Annotated in this window: 25 protein-coding genes; 14 read left to right on the top strand and 11 right to left on the bottom strand. The window is 66.4% G+C overall.

Annotated features, from left to right (window positions below; translation table 11 throughout):
* The 4 genes from O9281_RS11975 to gluQRS all read right to left on the bottom strand — a co-directional run.
* Positions 1-99: 3-hydroxyacyl-CoA dehydrogenase NAD-binding domain-containing protein (locus O9281_RS11975; protein ID WP_298186127.1), on the bottom strand; the 99-nt coding region annotated here is incomplete at its 3' end.
* Positions 100-170: 71 nt separating this feature from the next.
* Positions 171-743, bottom strand: coding sequence for a cob(I)yrinic acid a,c-diamide adenosyltransferase (locus O9281_RS11970; protein ID WP_298186104.1), 573 nt, complete (start codon positions 741-743; stop codon positions 171-173).
* A 19-nt stretch (positions 744-762) separates the two neighbouring features.
* Positions 763-993, bottom strand: a complete 231-nt coding sequence (locus O9281_RS11965) for an HIG1 domain-containing protein (protein WP_298186103.1) — start codon at positions 991-993, stop codon at positions 763-765.
* A complete protein-coding gene (gene gluQRS, locus O9281_RS11960; RefSeq protein ID WP_298186101.1) occupies positions 990-1,871 on the bottom strand; it encodes a tRNA glutamyl-Q(34) synthetase GluQRS in 882 nt (293 codons plus the stop codon). Before gluQRS ends, O9281_RS11965 begins: the two co-directional genes overlap by 4 nt.
* A gap of 120 nt (positions 1,872-1,991) precedes the next feature.
* Here gluQRS and O9281_RS11955 point away from each other — a divergent pair, with 120 nt between their 5' ends.
* The 3 genes from O9281_RS11955 to O9281_RS11945 all read left to right on the top strand — a co-directional run bounded on the left by O9281_RS11955 (position 1,992) and on the right by O9281_RS11945 (position 4,736).
* Positions 1,992-2,600, top strand: coding sequence for an HNH endonuclease (locus O9281_RS11955; RefSeq protein WP_298186098.1), 609 nt, complete (start codon positions 1,992-1,994; stop codon positions 2,598-2,600).
* A gap of 24 nt (positions 2,601-2,624) precedes the next feature.
* The gene (locus O9281_RS11950) at positions 2,625-3,272 is read left to right on the top strand and encodes an MOSC domain-containing protein (RefSeq protein WP_298186095.1); all 648 of its coding nucleotides are present in this window, start codon (positions 2,625-2,627) and stop codon (positions 3,270-3,272) included.
* A gap of 138 nt (positions 3,273-3,410) precedes the next feature.
* A complete protein-coding gene (locus tag O9281_RS11945; RefSeq protein WP_298186093.1) occupies positions 3,411-4,736 on the top strand; it encodes a DUF4189 domain-containing protein in 1,326 nt (441 codons plus the stop codon).
* On the opposite strand, the gene O9281_RS11940 is transcribed toward O9281_RS11945, so the two are convergent.
* From O9281_RS11940 to lptB, 4 genes are read right to left on the bottom strand one after another with little or no spacing between them, the layout of a single operon-like run.
* Complete coding sequence (locus O9281_RS11940) at positions 4,733-5,350, bottom strand: hypothetical protein (protein WP_298186090.1); 618 nt, start codon at positions 5,348-5,350, stop codon at positions 4,733-4,735. The genes O9281_RS11945 and O9281_RS11940 overlap by 4 nt on opposite strands.
* Complete coding sequence (locus tag O9281_RS11935) at positions 5,347-7,377, bottom strand: amidohydrolase family protein (protein ID WP_298186088.1); 2,031 nt, start codon at positions 7,375-7,377, stop codon at positions 5,347-5,349. The genes O9281_RS11940 and O9281_RS11935 overlap by 4 nt, the downstream gene beginning before the upstream one ends.
* Positions 7,378-7,420: 43 nt before the next feature.
* Entirely contained in the window at positions 7,421-8,911 is a 1,491-nt protein-coding gene (rpoN, locus tag O9281_RS11930; RefSeq protein ID WP_298186085.1) for an RNA polymerase factor sigma-54, read from the bottom strand.
* Positions 8,912-8,925: 14 nt separating this feature from the next.
* Complete coding sequence (lptB, locus tag O9281_RS11925; RefSeq protein WP_298186083.1) at positions 8,926-9,702, bottom strand: LPS export ABC transporter ATP-binding protein; 777 nt, start codon at positions 9,700-9,702, stop codon at positions 8,926-8,928.
* A gap of 225 nt (positions 9,703-9,927) precedes the next feature.
* On the opposite strand from lptB, the gene O9281_RS11920 reads away from it, so the two are divergent.
* The 10 genes from O9281_RS11920 to O9281_RS11875 all read left to right on the top strand — a co-directional run bounded on the left by O9281_RS11920 (position 9,928) and on the right by O9281_RS11875 (position 19,019).
* On the top strand, positions 9,928-10,308 hold the full coding sequence (locus tag O9281_RS11920) for a hypothetical protein (RefSeq protein ID WP_298186081.1): 381 nt from the start codon (positions 9,928-9,930) through the stop codon (positions 10,306-10,308).
* Between the two features lie 60 nt (positions 10,309-10,368).
* Entirely contained in the window at positions 10,369-11,715 is a 1,347-nt protein-coding gene (locus tag O9281_RS11915) for a TldD/PmbA family protein (RefSeq protein WP_298186079.1), read from the top strand.
* Between the two features lie 5 nt (positions 11,716-11,720).
* Positions 11,721-12,251, top strand: coding sequence for a GNAT family N-acetyltransferase (locus O9281_RS11910; protein WP_298186125.1), 531 nt, complete (start codon positions 11,721-11,723; stop codon positions 12,249-12,251).
* Between the two features lie 77 nt (positions 12,252-12,328).
* The gene (locus O9281_RS11905; protein WP_298186077.1) at positions 12,329-13,873 is read left to right on the top strand and encodes an NAD(P)/FAD-dependent oxidoreductase; all 1,545 of its coding nucleotides are present in this window, start codon (positions 12,329-12,331) and stop codon (positions 13,871-13,873) included.
* A 79-nt stretch (positions 13,874-13,952) separates the two neighbouring features.
* The gene (locus O9281_RS11900; protein ID WP_298186075.1) at positions 13,953-15,485 is read left to right on the top strand and encodes an NAD(P)/FAD-dependent oxidoreductase; all 1,533 of its coding nucleotides are present in this window, start codon (positions 13,953-13,955) and stop codon (positions 15,483-15,485) included.
* 104 nt (positions 15,486-15,589) lie between these two features.
* A complete protein-coding gene (locus O9281_RS11895) occupies positions 15,590-16,036 on the top strand; it encodes a hotdog fold thioesterase (protein ID WP_363321463.1) in 447 nt (148 codons plus the stop codon).
* The gene (locus O9281_RS11890) at positions 16,033-16,746 is read left to right on the top strand and encodes an SDR family NAD(P)-dependent oxidoreductase (RefSeq protein ID WP_298186073.1); all 714 of its coding nucleotides are present in this window, start codon (positions 16,033-16,035) and stop codon (positions 16,744-16,746) included. The genes O9281_RS11895 and O9281_RS11890 overlap by 4 nt, the downstream gene beginning before the upstream one ends.
* Positions 16,746-17,360, top strand: a complete 615-nt coding sequence (locus tag O9281_RS11885) for a 2-hydroxychromene-2-carboxylate isomerase (RefSeq protein WP_298186070.1) — start codon at positions 16,746-16,748, stop codon at positions 17,358-17,360. The genes O9281_RS11890 and O9281_RS11885 overlap by 1 nt, the downstream gene beginning before the upstream one ends.
* 79 nt (positions 17,361-17,439) lie before the next feature.
* Positions 17,440-18,234 carry an SDR family NAD(P)-dependent oxidoreductase gene (locus tag O9281_RS11880; protein WP_298186068.1) on the top strand — a complete coding sequence of 265 codons (795 nt, stop codon included), beginning with the start codon at positions 17,440-17,442 and terminating at the stop codon, positions 18,232-18,234.
* Positions 18,235-18,248: 14 nt separating this feature from the next.
* A complete protein-coding gene (locus tag O9281_RS11875) occupies positions 18,249-19,019 on the top strand; it encodes an enoyl-CoA hydratase (RefSeq protein ID WP_298186066.1) in 771 nt (256 codons plus the stop codon).
* Positions 19,020-19,134: 115 nt separating this feature from the next.
* Here the strand turns inward: O9281_RS11875 and O9281_RS11870 are convergent, their stop codons facing one another.
* The 3 genes from O9281_RS11870 to O9281_RS11860 form a co-directional block, all read right to left on the bottom strand.
* The gene (locus tag O9281_RS11870) at positions 19,135-19,644 is read right to left on the bottom strand and encodes a transmembrane anchor protein (protein ID WP_298186063.1); all 510 of its coding nucleotides are present in this window, start codon (positions 19,642-19,644) and stop codon (positions 19,135-19,137) included.
* 120 nt (positions 19,645-19,764) lie between these two features.
* A complete protein-coding gene (locus tag O9281_RS11865) occupies positions 19,765-20,406 on the bottom strand; it encodes a HupE/UreJ family protein (protein WP_298186121.1) in 642 nt (213 codons plus the stop codon).
* Positions 20,407-20,585: 179 nt separating this feature from the next.
* On the bottom strand, positions 20,586-22,325 hold the full coding sequence (locus O9281_RS11860; RefSeq protein ID WP_298186060.1) for a bifunctional metallophosphatase/5'-nucleotidase: 1,740 nt from the start codon (positions 22,323-22,325) through the stop codon (positions 20,586-20,588).
* Between the two features lie 157 nt (positions 22,326-22,482).
* Between O9281_RS11860 and O9281_RS11855 the strand changes: the two genes are divergently transcribed.
* Positions 22,483-23,118: a TetR/AcrR family transcriptional regulator gene (locus tag O9281_RS11855; protein ID WP_298186057.1), complete on the top strand. Its 636-nt coding sequence runs from the start codon at positions 22,483-22,485 to the stop codon at positions 23,116-23,118.
* Position 23,119 lies beyond the last annotated feature (1 nt).

The following is a 23,119-nucleotide window of genomic DNA, read 5'->3' as shown; positions in this document are numbered from 1 at the left end:
GTCAACATCAGACAGCAGCACCTTCATGCCGAACTGGGCCACGGTCTGGGCAATGCCCGATCCCATCTGGCCTGCGCCGATCACCGCCACTGTCCGCATCAATCCATCCCTTCGCAAGTGCAGCAAGGGGCGCTGCCTAGCTGCGGCGGAGCGCCTTTACCAGTCGAAATTCAGCGATTTTGGCCGGGAACCCACAGCACATCGCCTGCCCCGGCAGCATTGAGCGCCCGGGCCAGGACGAAGAGATAGTCCGACAGCCGGTTGAGATAGGCCAGCGCCGCCGGATTGACCGGTTCGACCGCTGCCAGGGCCGTGGCAGCCCGTTCGGCGCGGCGGACGGCGGCGCGGGCGATGTGGGCGCGGGCCGCGGCCTCGCTGCCGCCGGGCAGGATGAAGCTGGTCAGCGGCGCGAGATGTTCATTGAGCCCATCAATCGCGGCTTCGAGCCATTCGGCCTGGGCCGGGACGATCCGCAGGACCATTTCGGACGGCGTGAAATCGTCCCCCGGCGTGGCAAGGTCAGCCCCCAGGTCGAACAGGTCGTTCAGGATCCTGGCCACGACACTGGCGGGCGAACCGGTGGGATCCAGTGACACCGCCAGCAGCCCCAGGGCGCTGTTCGCTTCGTCCACCGCGCCGATCGCTTCCATCCGCGCGTCATGCTTGGCGCGGCGGCTGCCATCGACCAGGCCAGTAGTGCCATCGTCGCCGGTGCGGGTGTAGATCTTGTTGAGCTTGACCACGCTTGGGTCCGCCCCGCCGTCAGCGGTTGGCGAAGAGCAGGATCGCGACGACCACGATCGCCGCCGCCTGGTAGAACACCCGGCGGAACATCAGCGTGTTCTGGCGCAGCTGCATCTCGCTGGGGCCGCTGCCTTCGGGCCGTTCGAGATCGGCCTTGGTCGAAGCCATGAAGGCGATGATGCCGCGGACCAGGGTGACGAGGGTCAGCACCATGAGCACGGCGATGACGATAGCAAGGAACCAGTTCATGGCGCCGTTCCTACGCCCGGCCCCAGCGAAAGGCCAGTAGGGATTTGGCCCATGCGCAAGGCTTCGGCCAGCGCCCGCCCGTCTTCACCGGCGCGGCGCAGGTCGGCCAGCGCGGCCGAACCGCGCCGCTTGGCGAGCTTGTGCCAGTGTCCTTGGCCATCCGCCTCACAAACCAGCGGGTGATGATGCCAGACCGGCACGGGCAGGCCGAGCAGCGCCTGGAGCAGGCGGTGCACGTGGCTCGCGGCAAACAGGTCCTGCCCGCGCGTGACCAGCGTCACCCCGTCGGCCGCATCGTCGAGCGTGGCGGCGAGGTGATAGCTGGCCGGGGCTTCCTTGCGCAGCAGCACCACGTCGCCGAAGGGCGCGGGATCGGCCACCTGCGGCCCGGCCAGTTCATCCAGCCATTCAAGCGGCCCGGCCAGCGCCACTGCCTTGGCCATGTCGATCCGCCAGGCCGCCCCTTCGGGCGAAACATCCCGCCCCCGGCAGGTGCCGGGATAGACCAGCCCGTCCGGGCCAGCGCCACGCGCCGCCGCCGCCACTTCGGCCCGGGTGCACTGGCAGGGATAAAGCAGGCCCAGTTCCTTCAGCCGCTCCCCCGCCGCCGCAAAGCTGGCGAGCCGGGCAGACTGGAACACTACCGGCCCATCCCACTGCAACCCCAGCCATGCGAGATCGGCCAGGATTTCCGGCACCAGTTCGGCCCGGCTGCGCGTGCCGTCGATATCCTCGATCCGCAACAGGAACCGCCCACCCCGCGCCCGCGCCAGGTCATGCGCCGCCACGGCGGCATAGGCATGGCCCAGGTGCAGCAGCCCGTTGGGGCTGGGGGCAAAGCGGGTGACGGGACTGGCCAAGGCTGCTTGGGTGCTCACGCCCGCCTTCTTGCCTGTGGATTGTGCCACGGCGCAAGGCTTGACGGGCCAAAGCGCGCCATGCTCACTTGCGGCCATGGGCTGTCACACCACCGCAATCATGCCCGGTTACGGGAGGCCATGCTTCAGGCCGAGCTGATCGAGCGCGCGGCCCGGTTCCGCAGCGCCGAGGGGGATCCCTCCCGCAGTCTGTCCGATTGCCCTGCGCTGGTGCTCAACGCCGATTACACCCCGCTCAGCTATTACCCGCTCAGCCTCTGGCCCTGGCAAACCGCGATCAAGGCGGTGTTCCTCGAACGGGTCGATATCGTCGCCAGCTATGCGCGCGAGGTCCATTCGCCCAGCTGGACCATGCCGATCCCCAGCGTGATCGCGCTGCGGCAATATGTGAAACCCAGCGAGTTTCCGGCCTTCACCCGCTTCAACCTGTTCCTGCGCGATCGGTTCACCTGCCAGTATTGCGGCAGCCCGCATAACCTGACCTTCGATCACGTGGTGCCGCGGCGCCTCGGCGGGCGGACCAGCTGGGAGAACGTCGCCACCGCCTGTTCGCCCTGCAACCTCAAGAAGGGCGGCCGCACCCCGCGGCAGGCGCACATGCCGCTGCTGGTCCAGCCGATCCGGCCAACCTCGTGGCACCTCCAGGAACGCGGCCGCGCCTTTCCGCCCAATTACCTGCACGAAACCTGGCGGGACTGGCTTTACTGGGATGTCGAACTGGAAGCCTGAGCGCACGGTTGCTAAGGCGCGGCGATGCAATGGACAGTCCGCTCGCTCAACCTCGGCTCGGCCCGGCCCTTTCGTGACGATGGCACGCAGAGCGCAATTGCCAAGGCACCGACCGACCAGCCGGTCGCCATCGGCCCGCTCGGCCTTTCGGGTGACGAGCAGGCCGACCTGACCGTTCACGGCGGGCCGGACAAAGCGATCCATCATTACCCCCACGATCACTACGCGGCCTGGCCTGATGAACTGGGCGATCATCCCTTGCTGCGCGGCGAAGGCGCTTTTGGCGAGAATGTCTCCACCCTGGGGCTCACCGAGGATGCGGCCTGCATCGGTGACCGGTATCGGCTGGGCACCGCGCTGATCGAGATCAGCCAGGGGCGCCAGCCGTGCTGGAAGCTGGATCAGCGCTTTGGCCACAAGGGCCTGTCGGCCGCAGTGATCCGCACCGGCCGGTCCGGCTGGTATTACCGGGTGATCGAGCCGGGCCGAGCTCGCGCTGGTGATGCGCTGGAAATGGTCGAGCGCCCCTGCCCGGACTGGACCGTCGCGCGGGTCTTCACCCTGCTGGTCGGCGGCGGCCACCGCGCCGATCCTGCGGCCTTGCGTGCCCTGGCGGACGAGCCGCTGCTGGCCGAGAACTGGCGCAACCGGGCGGTGCGACTGCAGGGCTGACCGATCCGGCGTTCGGGCCGCCGATGTACCGGTACGCCGGGAGGCACCCCTTTCCGGCCCGGATCGCACAATCGGCAAGACGCCGTTCAGGCCTGTTCGGCCAGCACGGTCGCATCGATCGCATCAGGGTCTTCGCCGATGTTCAAGCCACCGTTACCGCTTCTCTTCCTGGCCGCGCTGGGCCTGTGGCTCGCCCTGGCCCCGGCTACCCCGGCGCGCGCCGAGGGGAATTGCCCGCCCGGCCATTTCCCGATCGGCGGGGGCACGGGCGGCTGGGTCGGTTGCGCGCCGATGGGACCAGCCCCGCAAGATTCGGGTGGCGGCGGCAACTCCGGTTCGTCCGCCAGCCCGCCACGGCGGATGGGGCCGCCACCGGTCAAGGCCTATATGGCCGCCGCCTTTCACTGGGATAGCAGCGCGATCTGGGCGACCGCCGGCCAGCGCAGCGCGCAGGCCGCCCAGGACCTGGTCAGCAAGGCCTGCGAGGAGGCGATGGGCTCCGAATGCAGCTGGGTGGGCGGCACCGACGAGGTCTACGTCGCCATGGCCAGGGACGAGAGCGGGATCCTGTTCGGCGGCACCCAGGTCGGCTCGCCCGATGCCGCCAAGGCCGAAGCGCTGGAACGCTGCCAGAAGTACTCGTTCGATTGCCGGATCGTGCGGACCTTCAATCCCATCCTGATCCCGCCGGGCACGCCGCCCGAGCGGGATTTCTCGGCAACCTGGCTGCCCGAAGGCCCGGTGCAGCGCCACCGGGTAGCCGCGGTTGCGGTACCGGCCGAAAAGGTTGCGGAACCCTGGACCGGCAAGAACTGGCTGGCGCTGGGCGGCAATGGCTTTGCCGCGGCCAACCGGCAGGCGGTCGCCGAATGCGAGCGCCAGACCGGGGGCAAGTGCAAGGGCCTGCTGGGCAGCGCCGCGGGGCCGCTCGGCCTGGTCTATACCGGCGTCGGCCGGGTGCAGGTGGTGCCCTTGCCGCCGGCGGGCGATCCGCATGAACGGGTCGAGCGGATCTGCTGGAAGGATGTCGATGGCTGCGCGCTGGTAGGCACCATCGACACATCGGGTTCGGGCGTGAAGGTGATCGACCTGGTCAAAGTCGCGCAGCCGCTGCGGGGCTTTGCTGCCGTGGCCCGCGCCACCAGGGGGCCTGATGGCATCGCGATCAGCGCTGGCCATGCCCAACCGACCGAGGCCGATGCAGCTGCCCTGGCCCAATGTCGCGCAAGTGGTGCGATCGCCTGCGCGATCGATACTGGCGGAACGAGCAATCACGGCCTTGGGCCGTTCATGGCCGCCTTCATCGATCAGGCCGGAGGCACGCTTTACGAATATGGCGTCAGTGCTGAAAACGCCCGCAAGCGGGCCAGCGACTGGTGCGCGCGCGACAAGCTGACCTGCCGGGAAATCGGGGTCTGGGACCTGTCGGCCCGCCTGCGGCTATGGCAACCGATTGCGCGTTAGCCCAACGCCAGCTGCGTGAGTGCCGCCACCAGCGCGAGGACCAGCGCCACCCAGACCCGCGGCCCCATGTAGACCGACAGCTCGCGCTGGGTCGGGAAGCTGAAAGTGACCGGAATGCCCAGCGCCTTGTAGGCGTGGTGTTCGGCAAAGCGCGGGTCCGCGACCATCCGGATCAGATCGCGGCGGCTGCGGTAACGCATCAGCCCGAAGATCGACCAGCCCGGATCGCCCTCGACGTTCCAGGCATCGACATAGGGCCCCACCTTGCGCCCGACCATGCCGGGATGGCCGCCATTGGCGATGAGGCGGCGGACGAAGGGATCGGAATAGCGCCGCATCGCCGCGCGGCCCGCGATCGGCTGGCCGGTGGCGGGATCGGTGACCATGCCCTCCTCGATCTTGACGAGGTTGAGCATGACGAATTCCTTGCCGTCGTCCGCCTCCAGAAAGCTGCGCAACACGCCGCTTTCGTTGCCGCCGGTGTACTTGCCGTGAACCTGCTCGATAAAGGCCTCGATCTCGGCCTTGGTCAGCGGTCCGCGCCAGTTGTCGTACCACAGCCGGAACAGCACATAGAGCCCGAGCGCCCCGCCCCAGATCGCCCAGCCGCTCATTTCGCCGCCTCGACCTTTGGCGGGGTGGAAAACGGCTTGATGCCCAGCTTGGTATAGACCTCGTCCGGGAAGTAGACCGTGCCCCCACGCGCGACCATGCGAATGGTCTTGATCGCCTTCAGGTCCTTGGTCGGATCGCCCGGCACCAGGAAGAAATCGGCCAACTTGCCGCGCTCGATGCTACCCAGCGCCTGGTCCTGGCCCAGATAGCGCGCCATATCCAGCGTGGCGCGGGTCAGCACGTCGGCCGGGGTCATCCCCAGCTGGCCGAACAGTTCCAGCTCGCGGTGATAAGTGAACCCGCCGCCCAGGTCGGTGCCGGGGATCAGCATGATCCCGCGCCGGTGCATCTCGGCCAGGGTTTCCTTGATCTTGGCGAAAGCGGCGATGTAGTCGGCGCGCTGCTTGGGCGTATCGGCCCCGAACAGCGCCTGCTTCAGCTGCCGCTGCTCGGCCGGGGGCATGTGGGTGATGTAATCGACCGCGCCAGGGTTGGGCACGCCGTCGAGCGCGGTGAGGCCCAGTTCGTGGATCGCGATGGTCGGCTCGTGCGAGACGTTCTTCGCCGCCATGGCATCGAGCGTCTTGGTCACCTTGTCCGATTTAAGGTCGAGCGCCGGGAACCGCGCCTGGGCGGTGAAGCGGAACAGGGTGCGGGTATCCTCACCCGGATTGAGCACCCAGCCCAGCATCAGCTGGTTGACGTGGGTGATCTCGTCAAACCCGGCAGCGATCATCTCGTCGGCGCTGGAAAAGGCCGGGACGTGACCCGAGACGCGCAGGCCCAGCCGCTTGGCCTCGCCCACCACGGCGGGTGCCCACTTGGGGTCCATCGAGTTGTAGAGCTTGGCCTGGTTATAGCCGCGCGCGGCGTACCAGCGCACCGCCTCGATCGCCTCGGCCTCGCTCGCCACCAGCTTGCCGGTAGCCGAACTGAACGGGCTCTTGCCCTCGATGAAGCCGGAGCGGACGATCCGCGGGCCCGCGACCTCGCCCTTGCCGATCCGGTCAACCAGGATGTCGAGCACGTCGTTGCGGTTGCCCATGTCGCGGACCGTGGTGATGCCCGCCAACACGTTCATCAGGGCATCTTCCTGGCCCATGTGGCCGTGCATTTCGAACAGGCCCGGTACCAGCGTGCCGCCCTCGCCCTCGATCGCCGTTTCGCCGGGGGTGGCCGGGCTGCCGGCCGGGACCACGCCGGAAATCCGGCTGCCCGAGACGACCACGTCGCTCAGCGCAGAGAGTGCCTTGGCCCTGGGATCGAACACGCGAACGTTGCGGATCCGCACTGGCCCCGCAAACTTCTTCGCGTTTTCAGCCTGGAGCTGGGCGAACCGGTCAGAGGCGAGCTTTTCGGAGAGCTTGCGCAGCGGCTCATCCGCCACGCGCTCGTAACCCTTGCGGGCAATCAGGAACCCGGCCGTGGCCAGGGCAAACAGATCGCCCTTGGCATCGAGCGTGATGTAGGTCGGGTTGAGCGACAGGCCGGACAGTTCATAGGTGATGACTTCCAGCTTGCCGTCGGGGCCATCGAAGCTGTTGCGGGCGCGCTCGGTCAGCCGCGCGGTGCCGCCGGGGGCGACCGGCATGGTGCGGTCGGCATCGGCCAGCAGCGCCTTGGCCAGCAGCGCGACATCGAGCGGCGAACCGTTCTGCGCGGCATAGTACTTCGGCAGGTCCTTGCCCTTCAGCGAGCCGGGACCGGAGAGGTCGCGCCAGCTGACCTGCGTCGCCGTGCGCTTGAAGCTTTCGTTCACCGCATTGCCAAAGGTGGTCCGGCCGGTGATCGTCCAGCTGACCGGCGCGCCATCCTTGTCGAGCGTGACCTGCTCCTTGATCGTCGGCCCGCGCCCGTTCTGCTTGAAATCGTAATCGACGGCGATGGTCTGGCCCTGCCGGTCAAGCTTGAGGTGGCCGATATCGCGGTTCTGGGTCAGCACCCGGTATTCCTGGGTCTGGGCCAGGGCCGGGTGGGCCAGGAAAGTGGTCGCCAGGGCGGCAGCGGCCAGGAGGCGCAAGTTCATGTCGTGGAATCTCCCCATCGTTCTGGGGCGCGACACTAGCGCCTCAGCGCATCCCCGCCAGTGCCTTTTGTCGGCGGCGCTGGACTGAAGAACCCAACCCGATCGCCTCGCGGTACTTGGCGACCGTGCGGCGGGCGAGGTCGAAGCCCTTGGCCTTGAGCAGGTCGACCAGGGTATCGTCGGACAGGATCGCCTTGGGATCCTCGGCATCGATCAGCGCCTTGATCGCCGCCTTGACCGCCTCGGCCGAGGCCCCGCCCTCGCCATCGACCGCGCCGACGCCCGAAGTAAAGAAGTACTTCAGCTCGAAGGTGCCGCGCGGGCAATGCAGGTACTTGTTCGAGGTGACGCGGCTGACGGTCGATTCGTGCATGCCGATCGTCTCGGCCACGGCGCGCAGGGTCAGCGGGCGGAGGTGCGAGACACCGTGGCGGAAGAACCCGTCCTGCTGCGTCACGATCTCGCTCGCCACTTTCAGGATCGTCTTCTGCCGCTGGTCGAGCGCCTTGATCAGCCAGTTGGCATCGGCCAGCTTTTCCGAAAGCCAGCCACGCGAGGTCTTGTCCTCGCAGGTCCCGCGCAGCTCGACATAATAGCCGCGATTGACGATCAGCCGCGGCAGGGTCGCCTGGTTGAGGCTGATGTCCCAGCCGCCATCAGCGCGCGGCACCAGCAGGATATCGGGCACCACCGCCTCGCCCCCGCCGCGATTGAAGCGCAGGCCGGGCTTGGGGTCATAGCCGCGCAGCTCGGCCAGCATTTCGGCAAAGTCCTCGTCATCGACCCCGCACATCCGCTTGAGCCGGGGAATCTCGCCGCGCGCGAGGAGATCGAGGTTTTCGAGCAGGCGGGCCATGCAGGGATCGTGGCGATCGGCCTCGATCGCCTGGAGCGCCAGGCATTCGCCCAGCGAGCGAGCGCCCACTCCGCTGGGATCAAGCGACTGGACCAGCGCCAGCGCCGCTTCCGCCTCGGCCAGGGCCACACCCAGCTCGCTCGCCACTTCGCGCAGGGTGACGGGCAGATAGCCGGCCTCGTCCAGCTGGTCGATCAGGTAACGGGCAATCGCGGCGAGGCGAGGATCGCGGGACTGAGCGCCGAGCTGGTCGTGGAGGTGGGTGGCGAGGTCCTTGTCACTCTCGCCGCGCTCGTCGATGTCCGGCCCGTCCTCGCCCGCCGGGCCGATCCGCAGCGCCGAGCCCCATTCGCCATCGCCGGTATCGCGATCCCGGTCGAGCGCGGTGGCATCGATATCGAGCGGCCGGTCATCGTCTGCCCGGCCTTCGGAGACCAGCTGATCGACCGGCGAGCTTTCCAGCGTGGTGCGCCGTGCCTCATCCGGCAGGTCGATTGTTTCGGGCGCGGCGGGTGCGGCCTCGCCGATCTCGAGCAAGGGATTGGCGTCCAGCGCCTCGCCGATGAAGGCCTCGATTTCGAGGTTGGACAGCGCCAGCAGCTTGATCGCCTGCTGCAGCTGGGGAGTCATCACCAGCGATTGGGACTGGCGTAAGTCGAGGCGAGGCCCAAGCGCCATAAAAGAGGCCCGCCCTAAAGCGTGAAGCCCTCGCCCAGGTAGAGCCGGCGCACGTTTTCATCGGCCACCAGCGCTCCGGGGCTGCCGGCGAACAGGACCTGGCCGCCGTAGATGATGCAGCCCTTGTCGCAGATATCCAGCGTTTCGCGCACGTTGTGATCGGTGATCAGCACGCCGATGCCGCGCTGCTTGAGGTCCCTCACCAGATCGCGGATGTCGCTGATCGAGAGCGGGTCGATCCCGGCAAAGGGCTCGTCCAGCAGCATGATCGAAGGCTTGGCGGCCAGCGCCCGGGCGATTTCGGCGCGGCGGCGCTCCCCGCCGGACAGGGCCATGGCCGGGCTTTCGCGCAGCCGGGTCAGGCCGAATTCACCCAGCAGGCGTTCCAGCTCCTCGCGCCGGACATCGGCATCCGGCTCGACCAGTTCGAGCACGCAATTGATGTTCCGTTCCACCGTCATGCCACGAAAGATGCTGGTTTCCTGCGGCAGGTAGCCCAGGCCCAGGATCGCGCGGCGATACATCGGCAGGTTGGTGACATCGACCCCGTCCATCAGGATCCGGCCCGAATCCGGCCGCACCAGCCCCATGATCGAATAGAAACAGGTGGTCTTGCCCGCGCCGTTGGGGCCAAGCAGGCCCAGCACTTCGCCCTTGGCCACCGACAGCGAAATGTCGGTCAGCACGGCGCGCTTGTCATAGGACTTGGCGATCGAGATCACTTCCAGCCCGCCCTGCGGCATGGCGGGGGGATCGGTGCGGGCGGCAGGGGCAAGCGCGGTGTCGGTCATTGCAAGCTGCTGTTTAAGCGCACCGGTCGCGCTCGGCAAGGCGGCGGGATCGCAATTGGCAAGTTTCATGCATGGGGCTTCGACGAACAGCATGGGCAAGGGACGGTAAACGGCATGGTAAACGGTGCTTGATTGCGCGGCCCATCGGTGTTTTACTCCCCCAACGAGTCCGATGATCGGCACAAGACCGCACGGACCGCTGGGGATGCTGCAAGGGGACTGGCGATGATCAAGGCTTGGCAAGGCATTGCGCGATCGCAGCGCGCTTCGACCAAACCGCTCGACTGGCGCAAGCGCATGAGCGACAACATCGCCTATGCCCTGCTGGTCTATACCGGTCTCCAGATCTTCCTGACCATGGGCGCGCTGCAGGTGCGCAGCGGATCGCTGCTGCCCTATTTGGCCCTGGTCGTGCTGGTGGCGGGGATCATCCCGGCCTGCCGCAGCTTCGAGCGCCGCTGGAACCGGCTGAGCGACGAACAGGCCGCCGATCCGGCACTGGCAGGCTATTACCGGCATGACCGGGCCTGGCTGTGGATCCTGGCTATCACGCTGCCGTTGGCGCTGACCGGGCTGTTCAAACTGCTGGCCTACATCCTCGCCTGATTGCCCTTTCGGCCTGCCGTCCCTAGATCGGCCACTCCCCGACTGGAGTGACCGTTTCCCATGCTGACCCCCGAAGCCGCCCAGAGCCGCGCCGCCGCGCTGATCGACCTTGCGCGCAAGGCCGGGGCCGATGCCGCCGATGCGATCTATTCCGGCAGCCTGTCCGAAGGCGTGCAAGTGCGGCTCGGCAAGCTGGAAGATGTCGAGCATTCGGAGACCGAGCACCTTGACCTAAGGGTCTTTGTCGGCAGCCGTTCGGCCTCGATCGGGTCAAGCGACCTGTCGGACGCGGCGCTGGCCGAACTGGCCGCGCGGGCCGTGGACATGGCGCGGGCTGCGCCGGAAGACCGCTATGCCGGGCTGGCCCCCGAAGACCTGCTGCTGCGCGCGGCGCCTGCCGCGCTCGATCTTGACGATCCGGCCGAGCCCAGCCCGGCGATCCTGCGCGAGCGGGCGCTGGCGGCAGAGGATGCGGCGCGCGCCGTGGCCGGCGTGACCAACAGCGAAGGCGGATCGGCCGGCTTTTCGCACCGGGTCATGGCGCTGGTCACCAGCCACGGGTTCGCCGGGGCCTATGCCGGGACCAGCCATTCCTCCAGCGCGGTGGTGATTGCCGGGACTGGCGATGCGATGCAGCGCGATTACGACTGGCGCACCGCCCGCCACCTGGCCGACCTGCCGGCGCCCGAGGCGATCGGGCGGGAAGCGGGTGAGCGCGCTGTCCGCCGGGTCAATCCGGGCCGGCTCAAGAGCGGCCCCATGCCGGTGGTGTTCGATCCGCGGGTGGGCGGCAGCCTGCTCGGCCACCTGGCCGGCGCGATGTCGGGCAATGCGATTGCCCGGCGCGCCAGCTTCCTGCTTGACCGCGATGGCGCGCAGATCTTTGCCCCCGGCATCACGATCGTCGACGATCCGCTGCGGCTGCGCGGGCTCTCCTCGCGCCCCTTCGATGGCGAGGGGCTGCCGGTGGCGCGCCGCGCGCTGGTCGAGGGCGGGCGGCTGACCGGCTGGCTGATGGACAGCGCGGCGGCCCGCCAGCTGGGCGGCCAGCCGACCGGCCATGCCGTGCGCGGCGCGGGCGGATCGCCCGGGGTCGGCACCAGCAACCTGCACCTTGAACCGGGCAGCATGACCCCCGCCGAACTGATGGCCGACATTGCCGACGGGGTCTATGTCACCGAACTGATCGGCCACGGCGTCAACGGCGTTACCGGCGATTACAGCCGGGGCGCATCGGGCTATCGCATCGTCAATGGCCAGCTGGCCGGGCCGGTGGCCGAATTCACCGTGGCCGGCAACCTGATCGACATGTTCGCCGCGCTGGTCCCCGCCAATGACCTGGAATGGTATCGCAGCGTCAACGTGCCGACCTTGCGGGTCGATGGCATGACCGTGGCGGGCGATTGAGCGCCATGCGGATCCGCCCGGTCGATCCCGCCGATGCGGCGGAAATCGCGGCGATCTATGCCCACCACGTGCTGCACGGCACGGCCAGTTACGAAACCGTCCCGCCCAAGGCGGCCGAGATCGGCCAGCGCATCGCCCGCGTGCTGGGCCATGGTTGGCCTTGGCTGGTGGCCGAGGATGAAGCTGGCGCACTGCTGGGATATGCCTATGCCACCCAGTTCCGCGACCGGGCGGCCTATCGCTATGTCTGCGAGGATTCGATCTACATCCGTGACGATGCGCGCGGGCAAGGCGTGGGCAAGGCCCTGCTCGGCGCCCTCATTGCGGCCTGCGAGGAAGCCGGTTTCCGCCAGATGGTGGCGGTAATCGGCGGGGCGGAACCAGCCTCGGCCGCGCTCCACGCCCGGCTGGGTTTTGCCGAGGCGGGGCGGCTGACCGGCATCGGGCGCAAGCAGGGCCGCTGGCTCGACACGCTGTACATGCAGCGCAGCCTCGGGCCGGGCAGCGCAGCCGCGCCGGAAGTCGAACCGGTTTGACCAGCATCAATTACGGGCTTGGCAATTCCCTTCATTAGCGGCTTAATCGGACGATTAAGAGCGAAGGGAGAGTCGCCATGAACGCAGTTGCCACGGCCCCGGCCACCGAAGTGACCCATGTCGACGTGCTGATCGTTGGCGCAGGGATTTCAGGGATCGGATCGGCCTATCACCTGCAAGACCAGTGCCCCGGCAAGTCCTATGTGATCCTGGAAATGAAGGACACCTATGGCGGGACCTGGGAAACCCACAAGTATCCCGGCGTGCGTTCGGACAGCGACCTCTACACCTTCGGCTATCGCTTCAAGCCCTGGATCGGCGCACCGATCGCCAGTGCCGAGGAAATCCTCAAGTACATGGGCGAGGTGATCGAGGAGAACGGGATCGCCCCGCACATCCGCTATGGCCACCGCATCACCCGCGCCGCGTGGGACAGCAAGACCAACCTCTGGACAGTCGAGGCGACCCGCTCGAGCGACGGGGCCAAGGTGGCCTTCACCTGCAACTTCCTGTGGATGTGCCAGGGCTATTACGATCACGAAAAGCCCTACATGCCCGACTGGCCGGGGATGGACCGCTACCAGGGCCTGCTGGTCCACGCCCAGCTGTGGGATCCCAAGATCGACTATACCGGCAAGCGCGTGCTGGTGATCGGATCGGGCGCGACCGCCGCCACGGTGATCCCCGCCTTTGCCGAAAAGGCCGCCCACGTGACCATGCTGCAGCGCTCGCCGACCTATTTCTTCTGCAGCGAGAACAAGAACGAACTGGCCGACAAGCTGCGTGCCGGCGGGATCGACGAGCCGACCATCCACCGGGTGGTCCGCGCCCAGATCATGCACGACCAGAACGTGATGACCCAGCGCTGCATCGATGAGCCCGAGGTGGTGATCGAGGAACTGCGGATGCTGGTTCGCGCTTTCACCGGCAAGGAAGACTTCGAGTTCGAACCCCACTTCACCCCGAAGTACCGCCCCTGGCAGCAGCGTCTGGCCTTCTGCCCCGAAGGCGACATCTTCCGCGCCGCCGTAGCCGGCAAGCTGACGGTTCACACAGACGAGCTCGAAACCTTCACCGAGAAGGGCGTGCGGACCAAGTCGGGCCAAGAGATCGAGGCTGACATCATCGTCGCCGCCACCGGCTTCAACCTCTTGATGATGGGCGGCATTCCGTTCTTCGTCGACGGCCAGCGGGTCGATTGGCACGAAACGATCAACTATCGCGGGATGATGTTCACCGGCGTGCCCAACATGGCCTGGGTGATGGGCTATTTCCGGGCCAGCTGGACACTGCGCGTGGATATGATGGGCGATTTCGTCTGCAAACTGCTCAACCACATGGATGCGAAAGGCGTGAAGCGGGTCGAAGTGGCACTGCGCGACGAAGATCGCGACATGGAGCTGCACGACTGGATCGAAAGCGACAACTTCAATCCCAGCTACCTGATACGCGGATTGAAGCAGATGCCTCGGCGCGGCGACAAGCCCGAATGGCGCCATAACCAGGACTATTGGGCCGAGCGCGGCGAGATTCCGAACATCGACCTGACCGGTGCAGAGTTCCTCTATGACGGCCAGCGCAGCCAGAAAGGCGCGGCGCCGAGAGAGACCGAGGCCGCCTAGAACACGCAATACATTACCGGCTTGGCATTTGCGCGGTTTGGGCGCTTACTCGGTCCATAAGGGACTGGGAGAATCGCCGATGAACGCCATAGCAACTGCCGCCAGGCCGGCGGCCGAGACCACCCATTTCGATGTGCTGATCGTCGGGGCCGGGGTGGCCGGGATCGGCTCCGCGGTCCACCTCACGCAGCAATGCCGTGGCAAGACCTTCGCGATCCTCGAAATGAAGGACACCTTCGGCGGGACCTGGGCAACTTACCAGTACCCCGGAATCCGGTCCGATTCCGATCTTTATACCTATGGCTACCGGTTCAAGCCGTGGGTTGGCCCGCCGATCGCCAGCGGCGGGGCGATCCGTGAATACATGGGCGAGGTGATCGAGGAATACGGCCTCGCCCCGCACATTCACTATGGCCACCGCATCAGCCAAGCCTTGTGGTCGAGCGCGGACAAGCTCTGGACGGTGAAGGCGACCCGCACCGACGGGACCAGCGCCGATTTCACCTGCAACTTCCTGTGGATGTGCCAGGGCTATTATGACCACGAGACGCCCTACATGCCTGACTGGCCGGGAGCCGAGCAGTTCGGCGGCCTGCTGGTCCATGCCCAGCTGTGGGATCCCAAGACTGACTATGCCGGCAAGCGGGTGGTGGTGATCGGTTCGGGCGCTTCGGCGGCGACGATCATTCCGGCGATGGCCGACCAGGCCGCCAAGGTGACCATGCTGCAGCGCTCGCCTACCTATTACTGGTGCATGCCGAACGCCAACGAGCTGGCCGACCGGCTGCACCAGATCGGGATCGACGAGCCGACCATCCACCGCGTGGTGCGCGAACAGGTCAATCATGACTCCCGCGAGCTGGTCCGCCGCTGCGTGGAGGAGCCCGACGCGGTGTTCGAGGAATTGAAGGACCTGATCCGCCAGCACGCGGGCGAGGATTTCGAATTCGAACCGCATTTCACCCCGCGCTACCGCGTGTGGCAACAGCGGATGGCGATCGTCCCTGACGGCGACATGTTCGCGGCAATCGCGGCGGGCAAGGTCGATGTCGTTACCGACGAGATCGACCATTTCACCGCCGACAGCATCGTCACCAGGGATGGGACCGTGATCCCGGCGGATGTCGTCATTGCGGCGACCGGGTTCCGGCTCAAGGTGATGGGCGGGATCGCCTTCTCGGTCGATGGCAAGCCGGTCGATTTCTCCCAGACGGTCAGCTGGCGCGGGATGATGTTCTCCGATGTCCCGAACCTCGCCTGGATGATGGTCTACTTCCGCGCCTCGGCGACGCTGCGGGTCGACCTGATCGGCGATTTCGTCTGTCGCCTGCTGAATCACATGGACGAGCACGGGGTGCGCCAGGCCGAGGTGCGGATCCCCGATGCCGATGCGCACCTGCCGCGGCTGCCGTGGATCGAGGAAGACAACTTCAACCCGACCTACCTCAAGCGCGACCTCGACAAGCTGCCCAAGCGGATCGACCGGATCGAATGGCGCGACAGCCAGGACTACTGGTACGACCGTGAGGCCTGGCCGCAGGTCGACCTCGACGGGCCGGAATTCGTCTATGACGGGGTGCGCGCGGTGCAGCGGCTTACCGAGGTCGCCTAGTCCCGGCTGCACTCGGCGCAAGCAGTGCTGGATTTCCGGTTGCCCGCCTGGCCGCTCGCGCCAGGGGAATTGCCAGCGCCCGATCTTTGCGCCAGAAAGTTGCAATGAGCAACGCAATGATCTGGTGGGGCGGGGTGCACCCGCCGCTGCAACCCATGACCGCGCTGGGCGAAAATGCCCTGCCCGGCCATATCGGCATCGAATTCGTCGATTGCGGCGATGACTGGGTCCGCGCGCGGATGCCGGTGGACGAACGGACCCAGCAACCGTTCAAGCGGCTTCACGGCGGGGCCTCGGTCGCGCTGGCCGAAACGATCGGCTCCGTCGCCGCAAGTTACTGCGTCGATCGGGAAAAGTTCGTCGCGGTTGGCATGGAAATCAACGCCAACCACATCCGTCCGGCCTATTCGGGCTGGGTCTATGCCACGGCCCGACCCGAGGCGCTGGGCCGCACCACCCAGGTCTGGACGATCCGGATCGAGGATGAAGCGGGCAAGCTCATCTGCATTTCGCGCTTTACGGTTGCGGTGATCCCGGTGGACCGCAAGTGACCGGCTCGGTCGCGGTGATCGGCGCCGGGGACTTCATCGGCGCCGCCATCGTCCGCCGTTTTGCCGCCGAGGGCTTTCACGTCCACGCCGGGCGGCGCAATGGCGAGAAGCTTGCCCCCTTGCTTGGCGAACGCGTCACCGGCCGCAGCCTTGACGCGCGCGAAAGCGAGGACGTGACCGCCTTTCTGGCCGAGGCCGAGGCAATCGCTCCACTGGCGCTGGTGGTCTTCAACGTAGGCGCCAACGTCCAGTTCCCGCTGACCGAGACGACCGACCGGGTGTTCCGCAAGGTCTGGGAAATGGCCTGCTTTGCCGGCTTCACCACCGTGCGCGAAGCGGCGAAGCTGATGCTGCCGCGCGGCACCGGCAAGATCTTCGTGACCGGGGCCACTGCCGGCCTGCGCGGCAATCCGGGTTATGCCGCCTTCGCCGCCGCCAAGGCCGGCCTGCGCGCCATGGCGCAATCGGCCGCACGCGAGCTATGGCCACAGGGCATCCATGTGGCGCACCTGGTGATCGACGCCGGGGTCGATACCGAATGGGTCCGCGCCCGGGTGATCGAGCGGATTGGGGCCGAGGCGCTGGCCGCCCAGCCCGACCTGCTGATGCCGCCCGAGGCCGTGGCCGAAACCTTTTGGTCGCTTTACAACCAGCCGAAATCGGCCTGGACCTTCGAACAGGAAATCAGGCCATACGGGGAGAAATGGTAATGGCTGAGGCAAACCCGCGCGAGATCGAGTTCCTCTATGACTTTGGCGGGCCAAACTCGTGGTTCGTCCACCGCGCGATCCCGGCGATCGAGGCGCAGGGCAAGGTCCGCTTCCGCTATGTGCCGGTGTTGCTGGGCGGGATCTTCAAGGCTACCGGCAACCGCCCGCCGCTGATGACCTATGGCCATGTCGAGGCCAAGGTCGCCTATGACCGGCTGGAAATGGACCGCTTCATGGCGCGCCACGGGATCACCGGCTTCCGCTTCAACCCCCACTTTCCGGTCAACACCCTGCTGGCCATGCGCGGGGCCATTGCGGCCGAGCGGCTGGGCTGCGGCCCGGCCTATCGCGAGGCGATGTACACGGCGCTGTGGCAGGATGGGCTCAAGCTCGACGAGCCCGAGGTCTGGGCCGATGTCCTGACCAGGGCGGGGCTGGATGCGGCGGCGCTGGGCGCGCTGGTGCAGGACGAGGCGGTGAAGGCGGAACTGGTCGCCAGCACCGAACGCGCCGTGGCGCGCGGCGCCTTCGGGGTGCCGACCTTCTTCCTCGGCGACGAGATGTGGTTCGGCAAGGACCGGCTGCGCGACGTGGTGGAAGCGGCCACCGGCTGAACCTTGCCAAGCGGCCCCGGCCCATGCATGGTGCGGTTTAACTGAGCGGTTAAACCGCCCGTCCTTGCGGGAGCCTGACATGAGCGAATATCCCCTGCCCTACAATTCGTCCGACCTGACCGGCCGCGTCGCGCTGGTCACCGGGGCCTCATCCGGCCTTGGCGCGCGCTTTGCCGAAGTGCTGGCCAGCCAGGGCGCGGCCGTGGTGCTGGCCGCGCGCCGCAAGGACCGGCTGGAAGCCCTGGCCGACAAGATCCGCGCCGCCGGAGGCCGGGCCCTGGCCGTGCAGATGGACGCGACCGACGCGGATTCGATGATCGCGGCGGTGGCCGCGGCCGAAGAGGCATTTGGCACGGTCGACATCCTGATCAACAACGCCGGGATGCCCGATGCCCAGCGCGCCCACAAGATGAGCCTGGAGCTGATCGACAACGTGCTGGGCGTGAACCTGCGCGGCCCGTGGATCCTGTCATGCGAAGTGGCGCGGCGGCTGATCGCGGCGGGCAAGCCGGGGCGGATGGTCAACATCAGCTCGGTCGCGCACTTCCGCTATGATGGCAGCGGCGCGGCGCTCTACGCCGTGACCAAGACCGCGATCGCCCGGATGACCGAGGCACTGAGCGTCGAATGGGCGCCCTACAACATCAACGTCAACGCGATTGCGCCGGGCATGTTCGTTTCGGAAATGACCGACGGGATGTTCGAGCGGATGGGCGGCAACCCCGCGCCGCACCTTGCCCGCCAACGCGTGCCGGTGCCGGAACAGATGGATTCGACCCTGCTTTACCTTGTCGCCCCGGCCAGCGAATGCGTGACCGGCGCGATCATCCGCATTGACGACGGCCAGAGCTCGGCCGTGCGGCTGCGCAAGTAGGGGGAGCGCCCGCCATGTTGGTAACCGTGGAACGCGATGGGCCGATTGCGGTCGTCACCCTCAACCGGCCCGAGGCGATGAATGCCCTGTCGCGCGGCCTGCGCGCGGAGCTCGCCACGGTGATGCGCGCGCTCGACGGTGACGATGGCGTACGCGCCGTGGTGCTGACCGGGGCGGGCACCCGCGCCTTCACCGCCGGGCTCGACCTCAAGGAACTGGGCGTCGACGGGCTGGGTGCGGCCAATGCGACCGAGGCGGAGGCCAACCCGGTCAAAGCCATCGAACAGTGCCGCAAGCCGGTGATCGGCGCGATCAACGGCGTCGCTATCACCGGCGGGTTCGAAGTCGCGCTGGCCTGCGACATCCTGATCGCATCCGAGAATGCCCGCTTTGCCGATACCCATGCCCGCGTCGGGATCATGCCCGGCTGGGGCCTGTCGCAGAAGCTGTCGCGGATGATCGGGATCAGCCGCGCCAAGGAACTGTCGCTGACCGGCAATTTCCTCGACGCGCAGACCGCCTGCGCCTGGGGGCTGGTCAATCGCGTGGTTCCAGCCGACGAACTGCTGCCCGCCGCGCGCGCCCTCGCCACCGACATCGCCTCGATCGATCCCGACAAGGTGCAGACCTACAAGCGGCTGATCGATGATGGCTATGCCCTGCCCTTTGGCGAGGCGATGGCGCTCGAGCAGCGCGAATCAACCGCCGCCAATTCCCGCGTCAGCGGGGCCGAGGTCGAAGCCCGCCGCCGCGCGGTGATGGAACGCGGCCGCAGCCAGGCCTAGGTTCGAATTTCAAGTTCGAGCAAGCCCCGCAGGCTCACTGGCCGAGCACCTGTTGCGGTTTTCGCCCTTGCAGCCGCAGAGAATTCCTGTGGCCGCTGATCAACCTCATGGCGGGCTACGACACGCGCTTCAATCCGGAGTACTGGCCGCGCAGGCGCAAGGTGATCGTGGCGGGAACTTCGCTGCGATTGCGCCAGAACCAGCCATGATCCCCTTCGAATTCGGCAATCAGGTCTCCTTGATCGGAACTTTCGGCGCGGCCCTTGCGATAACTGCGGGCCTCGCCTGCAAGCCCATTGCCATGAAGGTCAGAGTTGAGATGTCCCTGATCGACAGTCCATTCATAGGACACCCTGGCTCCGCGCTTCAGTGACACTTTCACTTCGGCTCCCTGGCCGGGAGCCAGTGTGACAACGAAGCTGTCACTTGATGCCGGTGCTTCCGGGTCCAGCTTGGCGCCCGCAACCGGGGCCATGGCGGATGCACCATCGGCCAAGTTGCCAGGCACCGAGGCCGCATCAAGCTCTGCCTCTTGCTGCAACTGCTGCTTTATCAAACCCATTTCCTGCAACCCGAGCACCGCGCCAATGCCGGTCGGATCGACAGCATATTCGGCCGGGAGCACGACCGTCACCAGCAGGATGCCAGCCGCACCAGCCGCAATGGCAGTGGAACGGATGAGCTGTCCCACGGTCGGCAGGTCAGCGCGCGTTGGCAGATCGCTGTTGTACATCTGACTATCCTCTCAGGAAACAAGATAACCAACGAGTTGATAACCGAACAGCAGGAAGCCAGCGAACATCATCACGATGTTGGCGGTATAGGCATGCCGGATGAAGCCAGGTGTAAGCCGCCAGAAGCCCATCAGGATAAGAATGGCGGCCAGGGCAAGCACCTGTCCGATTTCAACACCGATGTTGAAAGCGATCAGGTTGGTCAGCAGGCCATCCGGCGATATCTCGTAATCCTGTATCTTCGATGCCAGGCCAAATCCGTGACATAATCCGAACAACAGCGTGGCGGCTTTTGTGTCTGGTTGAAATCCGAACCAGACCTGGAATGCGCCAATGTTATCCAAAGCCTTGTACACGATCGAAAGAGCAATGATCGCATCAATAACGTAGGCATTTATGCCGATATTCAGATAGACGCCCAATAGCATTGTCAAGGAATGGCCTGCCGCAAACAGGCTGACGTAAATGATCACTTCCTTGATCTTGTAGAGAAAGAATACGACGCCTAGCAAAAACAGGATATGATCATATCCGGTCACCATATGTTTGGCACCGAGATAGATGAAGGCGATTATATTGGGTCCGGTTATCTCCTGTATGTAACCCTTGTCACCCTCAGCCACGGCATGCGCAAGGGCTGAACCCGAAGACATGATGGAGGCCAGGATCAGGGCGACTGCGGCCAAACCGTACTTCATCGCAAGCGGTGACCGGATCATGCTGCCCCGAACAGAAGAATGAGAGGTGCAGGCTTATCGCCTCGCAGGACGTTCTTCTACCCGGATTGTGCAAAGGCCAGTCGGCAGCGAGTGAACCCGTCCGGTGCGGAACATCAGGGCTTCGGCGTCAGGTCGCTGGTCCGCTGTTCCTGCGGCACCGGCCGCGCGGGGATCGCCTGGAGCCAGGCTTCAAGCGCGGCGATGTCGGACATGCCGATCACCCGGTCGCGCCCCTTGAGCAGGACCGAATAGGTATCACCACCGCTGGCCAGGAAGTCGCTGGTCGTTACCCGATAGCTCGCCGCCGGGTCGATCGGCTGGCCATCGAGCGTGACCGACACGATCCGGCTGCCGACCGGGCGCGACAGGTCATAGGCATAGGCGAACCCGCGCGACGGGCTGAGCACCTGGTTGGGACCCTGGCCATCGAAGTTCTGTTCCAGCAGTTCGCGCAGCTGCGCGCCCGTCAGCGTCTGGGTTACCAGCGTGTTGTTGAAGGGCTGGACCCGGTAAAGTTCGCCAAAGGTAAGTTGCCCATCCGGCCCCGGCGCCAGCCGCCATGGCGAGCGGATGCCGAAGGGGTTCATGAAAGCGATCTGCGCGCCCGCCCCGGCAGTGGCCGCCAGTTGGGCGTCAGCGATCAGCAGGCCCAGCGTGCCGCCGGTATTGTCGGCATCGCCGCCCCGGCGCGCTTCGCCCCCGATCCGCCCGGCCGGGCGCGAGGCGAATTCCTTCGCCGCCTCGGCATACTTGGCGACATGGGCCGCCACGTCGGGCCGGGCCGCAAAGCGCGGAAACCGGTCGGTATTGGCCGAAAAGCGTCCCGGCGAGGGGGCATAGCCCTCGCTCTGCACGATCACGTTGCGCGCGCTGCGGCCCACGACGCGACTGGCGCGCGGGTCGATTTCCAGGCTGATGTCGGTCACCAGCGTGCCTTGCGAACCGGCGCTGGCCAGCAGGATCGGCCGGGCGGCATCGCGGCCCGGCCATTCGCAGACATAGGCCCAGTGAGTGTGGCCCGAGGCGACGACATCGACATCGACCGTCAGGCGCTGGAGGATGCCGGCCAGATCGCCGCTGGCCTGTTCGCAACCCTGCGGGTTGGGTATGCCCTGGGTCCGCACCCCTTCGTGGATCACCACCACGATGGCATCGGCCCCGGCAGCGCGCAGCCGGGGCACGGCGGCATTGATCGTCTCGGCCTCGTCGGCAAAGGTCAGGCCCTTGATGCCCTCGGGCGAGACGAGCTGGTTGGTCCCTTCCAGCGTCAGGCCGATCAGCCCTACGTCAACCTTGTCGCGCCCGGAGCCGAAGCTGCGGATGGCGGTGCCGGGGAACAGGGTCGAGCCATCCGGCTTCAGCGTATTGGCGGCCAGGAACCGGAAGTTCGCACCCTTGAACGGCTCTACCTGGCAGGGCTTGCGCGTGGTGTGCTGCTGGCAGCCACCGGCCTGCATCCGCAGCAGCTCGTCCTGGCCGCGATCGAATTCGTGATTGCCCGCCGCATTGAAATCGAGCCCGATGCGGTTCATCGCCTCAATCGTCGGCTCATCGAGGAACAGCGAGGAGACCAGCTGCGAAGCGCCAATCAGGTCGCCAGCGCTGACCACCAGGTGGTTGGGGTTCTGCGCCCGCAGGCTGTCGATTGCACTGGCGAGGTAAGCCGCGCCCCCGGCCGGCACCGGCATGGCGCCGCCCTGGCCATCGGGCACGAAGACCGACTGGCGCGGCATTTCCAGCGCGCCGTGGAAATCGTTGATCGCCAGGATGCTGACCTTGACTGGCGCAGTGGCCGATCCACCCTGCGGGGTGGCACAGGCCGCCAGCAGCGGAAGGACGGCCAGCGGGACCATGCGGAGAATCGACGATCTGGAGAATAGTGACATGGAGCCTTCCTAGCGCCTCGCCGGGTCGCGGCAAGCCGTGCGTATTATGCAATTAAGACAGTTTCTTGAAAGATTGTCGGATGCATTCTATATTACGGGCCTAATCCTTGGGGAGAAATGCGCGATGGCGCGGCCGCAGACGGACATCGAAGCCGGACGGGAACAACTGATCGACATCGTGATCGCGATGATCGAGGAGCGCGGCAATGTCGGCTTCACCGTCACCGAACTGGCGGCGCGCGCGGGCATGTCTCCGGCCAGCCTCTATCGCTATTTCGACAGCAAGGAAGCGGTGATCGAGGCCGTGGCCGAGCGCTGGTTCCGGCCCAAGGTGGAAATGATGGAGGAGATCGCCGCCAGCGATCTGCCCCCGCGCCGCAAGATGTACGAATTCTACGCCCGCCACTTCAGCCACGTGCGGGCCATGTGGGAACGCGATCCGGTGGCCTTCGCAACCTATTGCGAGCTGGGCGACGAGCACTTTGAACTGGTGCGCGGATTCATTGACCTGGGCGATCACTACCTGGGCGAGATCATTGCCGAAGCCATGGCCGAAGGGCACTTCGCCGGGCTCGACGTGGACGAGGCGATCAGCCTGATCAACCAGATGACCAGCGTCTACACCAACATCGGCGTGATGCAGTACCTGATGCCCAAGCTGTCGGAAGCCAAACTGGCACGGATCATCGATGCCGTGTTCGACGGGCTTTCGGCGGTCGATCGCGGGGCGGCGGCGGTCACCGGACTGCGCGCGGCTTGAG

Source organism: Novosphingobium sp., assembly GCF_027531025.1.
Classification (GTDB): Bacteria; Pseudomonadota; Alphaproteobacteria; order Sphingomonadales; family Sphingomonadaceae; genus Novosphingobium.
The sequence above is the reverse complement of the archived record's forward strand: the minus strand, read 5'-3'. Positions and strand labels throughout refer to the sequence as shown.

Excerpts from the sequence above, each read along its gene's own strand:
- O9281_RS11965 (WP_298186103.1), bottom strand. The coding sequence starts at position 993 with ATGAACTGGTTCCTTGCTATCGTCATCGCCGTGCTCATGGTGCTGACC.
- O9281_RS11955 (WP_298186098.1), top strand. The coding sequence starts at position 1,992 with ATGCTTCAGGCCGAGCTGATCGAGCGCGCGGCCCGGTTCCGCAGCGCC.
- O9281_RS11950 (WP_298186095.1), top strand. The coding sequence starts at position 2,625 with ATGCAATGGACAGTCCGCTCGCTCAACCTCGGCTCGGCCCGGCCCTTT.
- O9281_RS11945 (WP_298186093.1), top strand. The coding sequence starts at position 3,411 with ATGTTCAAGCCACCGTTACCGCTTCTCTTCCTGGCCGCGCTGGGCCTG.
- O9281_RS11940 (WP_298186090.1), bottom strand. The coding sequence starts at position 5,350 with ATGAGCGGCTGGGCGATCTGGGGCGGGGCGCTCGGGCTCTATGTGCTG.
- O9281_RS11935 (WP_298186088.1), bottom strand. The coding sequence starts at position 7,377 with ATGAACTTGCGCCTCCTGGCCGCTGCCGCCCTGGCGACCACTTTCCTG.
- rpoN (WP_298186085.1), bottom strand. The coding sequence starts at position 8,911 with ATGGCGCTTGGGCCTCGCCTCGACTTACGCCAGTCCCAATCGCTGGTG.
- lptB (WP_298186083.1), bottom strand. The coding sequence starts at position 9,702 with ATGACCGACACCGCGCTTGCCCCTGCCGCCCGCACCGATCCCCCCGCC.
- O9281_RS11920 (WP_298186081.1), top strand. The coding sequence starts at position 9,928 with ATGATCAAGGCTTGGCAAGGCATTGCGCGATCGCAGCGCGCTTCGACC.
- O9281_RS11915 (WP_298186079.1), top strand. The coding sequence starts at position 10,369 with ATGCTGACCCCCGAAGCCGCCCAGAGCCGCGCCGCCGCGCTGATCGAC.
- O9281_RS11910 (WP_298186125.1), top strand. The coding sequence starts at position 11,721 with ATGCGGATCCGCCCGGTCGATCCCGCCGATGCGGCGGAAATCGCGGCG.
- O9281_RS11905 (WP_298186077.1), top strand. The coding sequence starts at position 12,329 with ATGAACGCAGTTGCCACGGCCCCGGCCACCGAAGTGACCCATGTCGAC.
- O9281_RS11900 (WP_298186075.1), top strand. The coding sequence starts at position 13,953 with ATGAACGCCATAGCAACTGCCGCCAGGCCGGCGGCCGAGACCACCCAT.
- O9281_RS11895 (WP_363321463.1), top strand. The coding sequence starts at position 15,590 with ATGAGCAACGCAATGATCTGGTGGGGCGGGGTGCACCCGCCGCTGCAA.
- O9281_RS11885 (WP_298186070.1), top strand. The coding sequence starts at position 16,746 with ATGGCTGAGGCAAACCCGCGCGAGATCGAGTTCCTCTATGACTTTGGC.
- O9281_RS11880 (WP_298186068.1), top strand. The coding sequence starts at position 17,440 with ATGAGCGAATATCCCCTGCCCTACAATTCGTCCGACCTGACCGGCCGC.
- O9281_RS11875 (WP_298186066.1), top strand. The coding sequence starts at position 18,249 with ATGTTGGTAACCGTGGAACGCGATGGGCCGATTGCGGTCGTCACCCTC.
- O9281_RS11865 (WP_298186121.1), bottom strand. The coding sequence starts at position 20,406 with ATGTCTTCGGGTTCAGCCCTTGCGCATGCCGTGGCTGAGGGTGACAAG.
- O9281_RS11860 (WP_298186060.1), bottom strand. The coding sequence starts at position 22,325 with ATGGTCCCGCTGGCCGTCCTTCCGCTGCTGGCGGCCTGTGCCACCCCG.
- O9281_RS11855 (WP_298186057.1), top strand. The coding sequence starts at position 22,483 with ATGGCGCGGCCGCAGACGGACATCGAAGCCGGACGGGAACAACTGATC.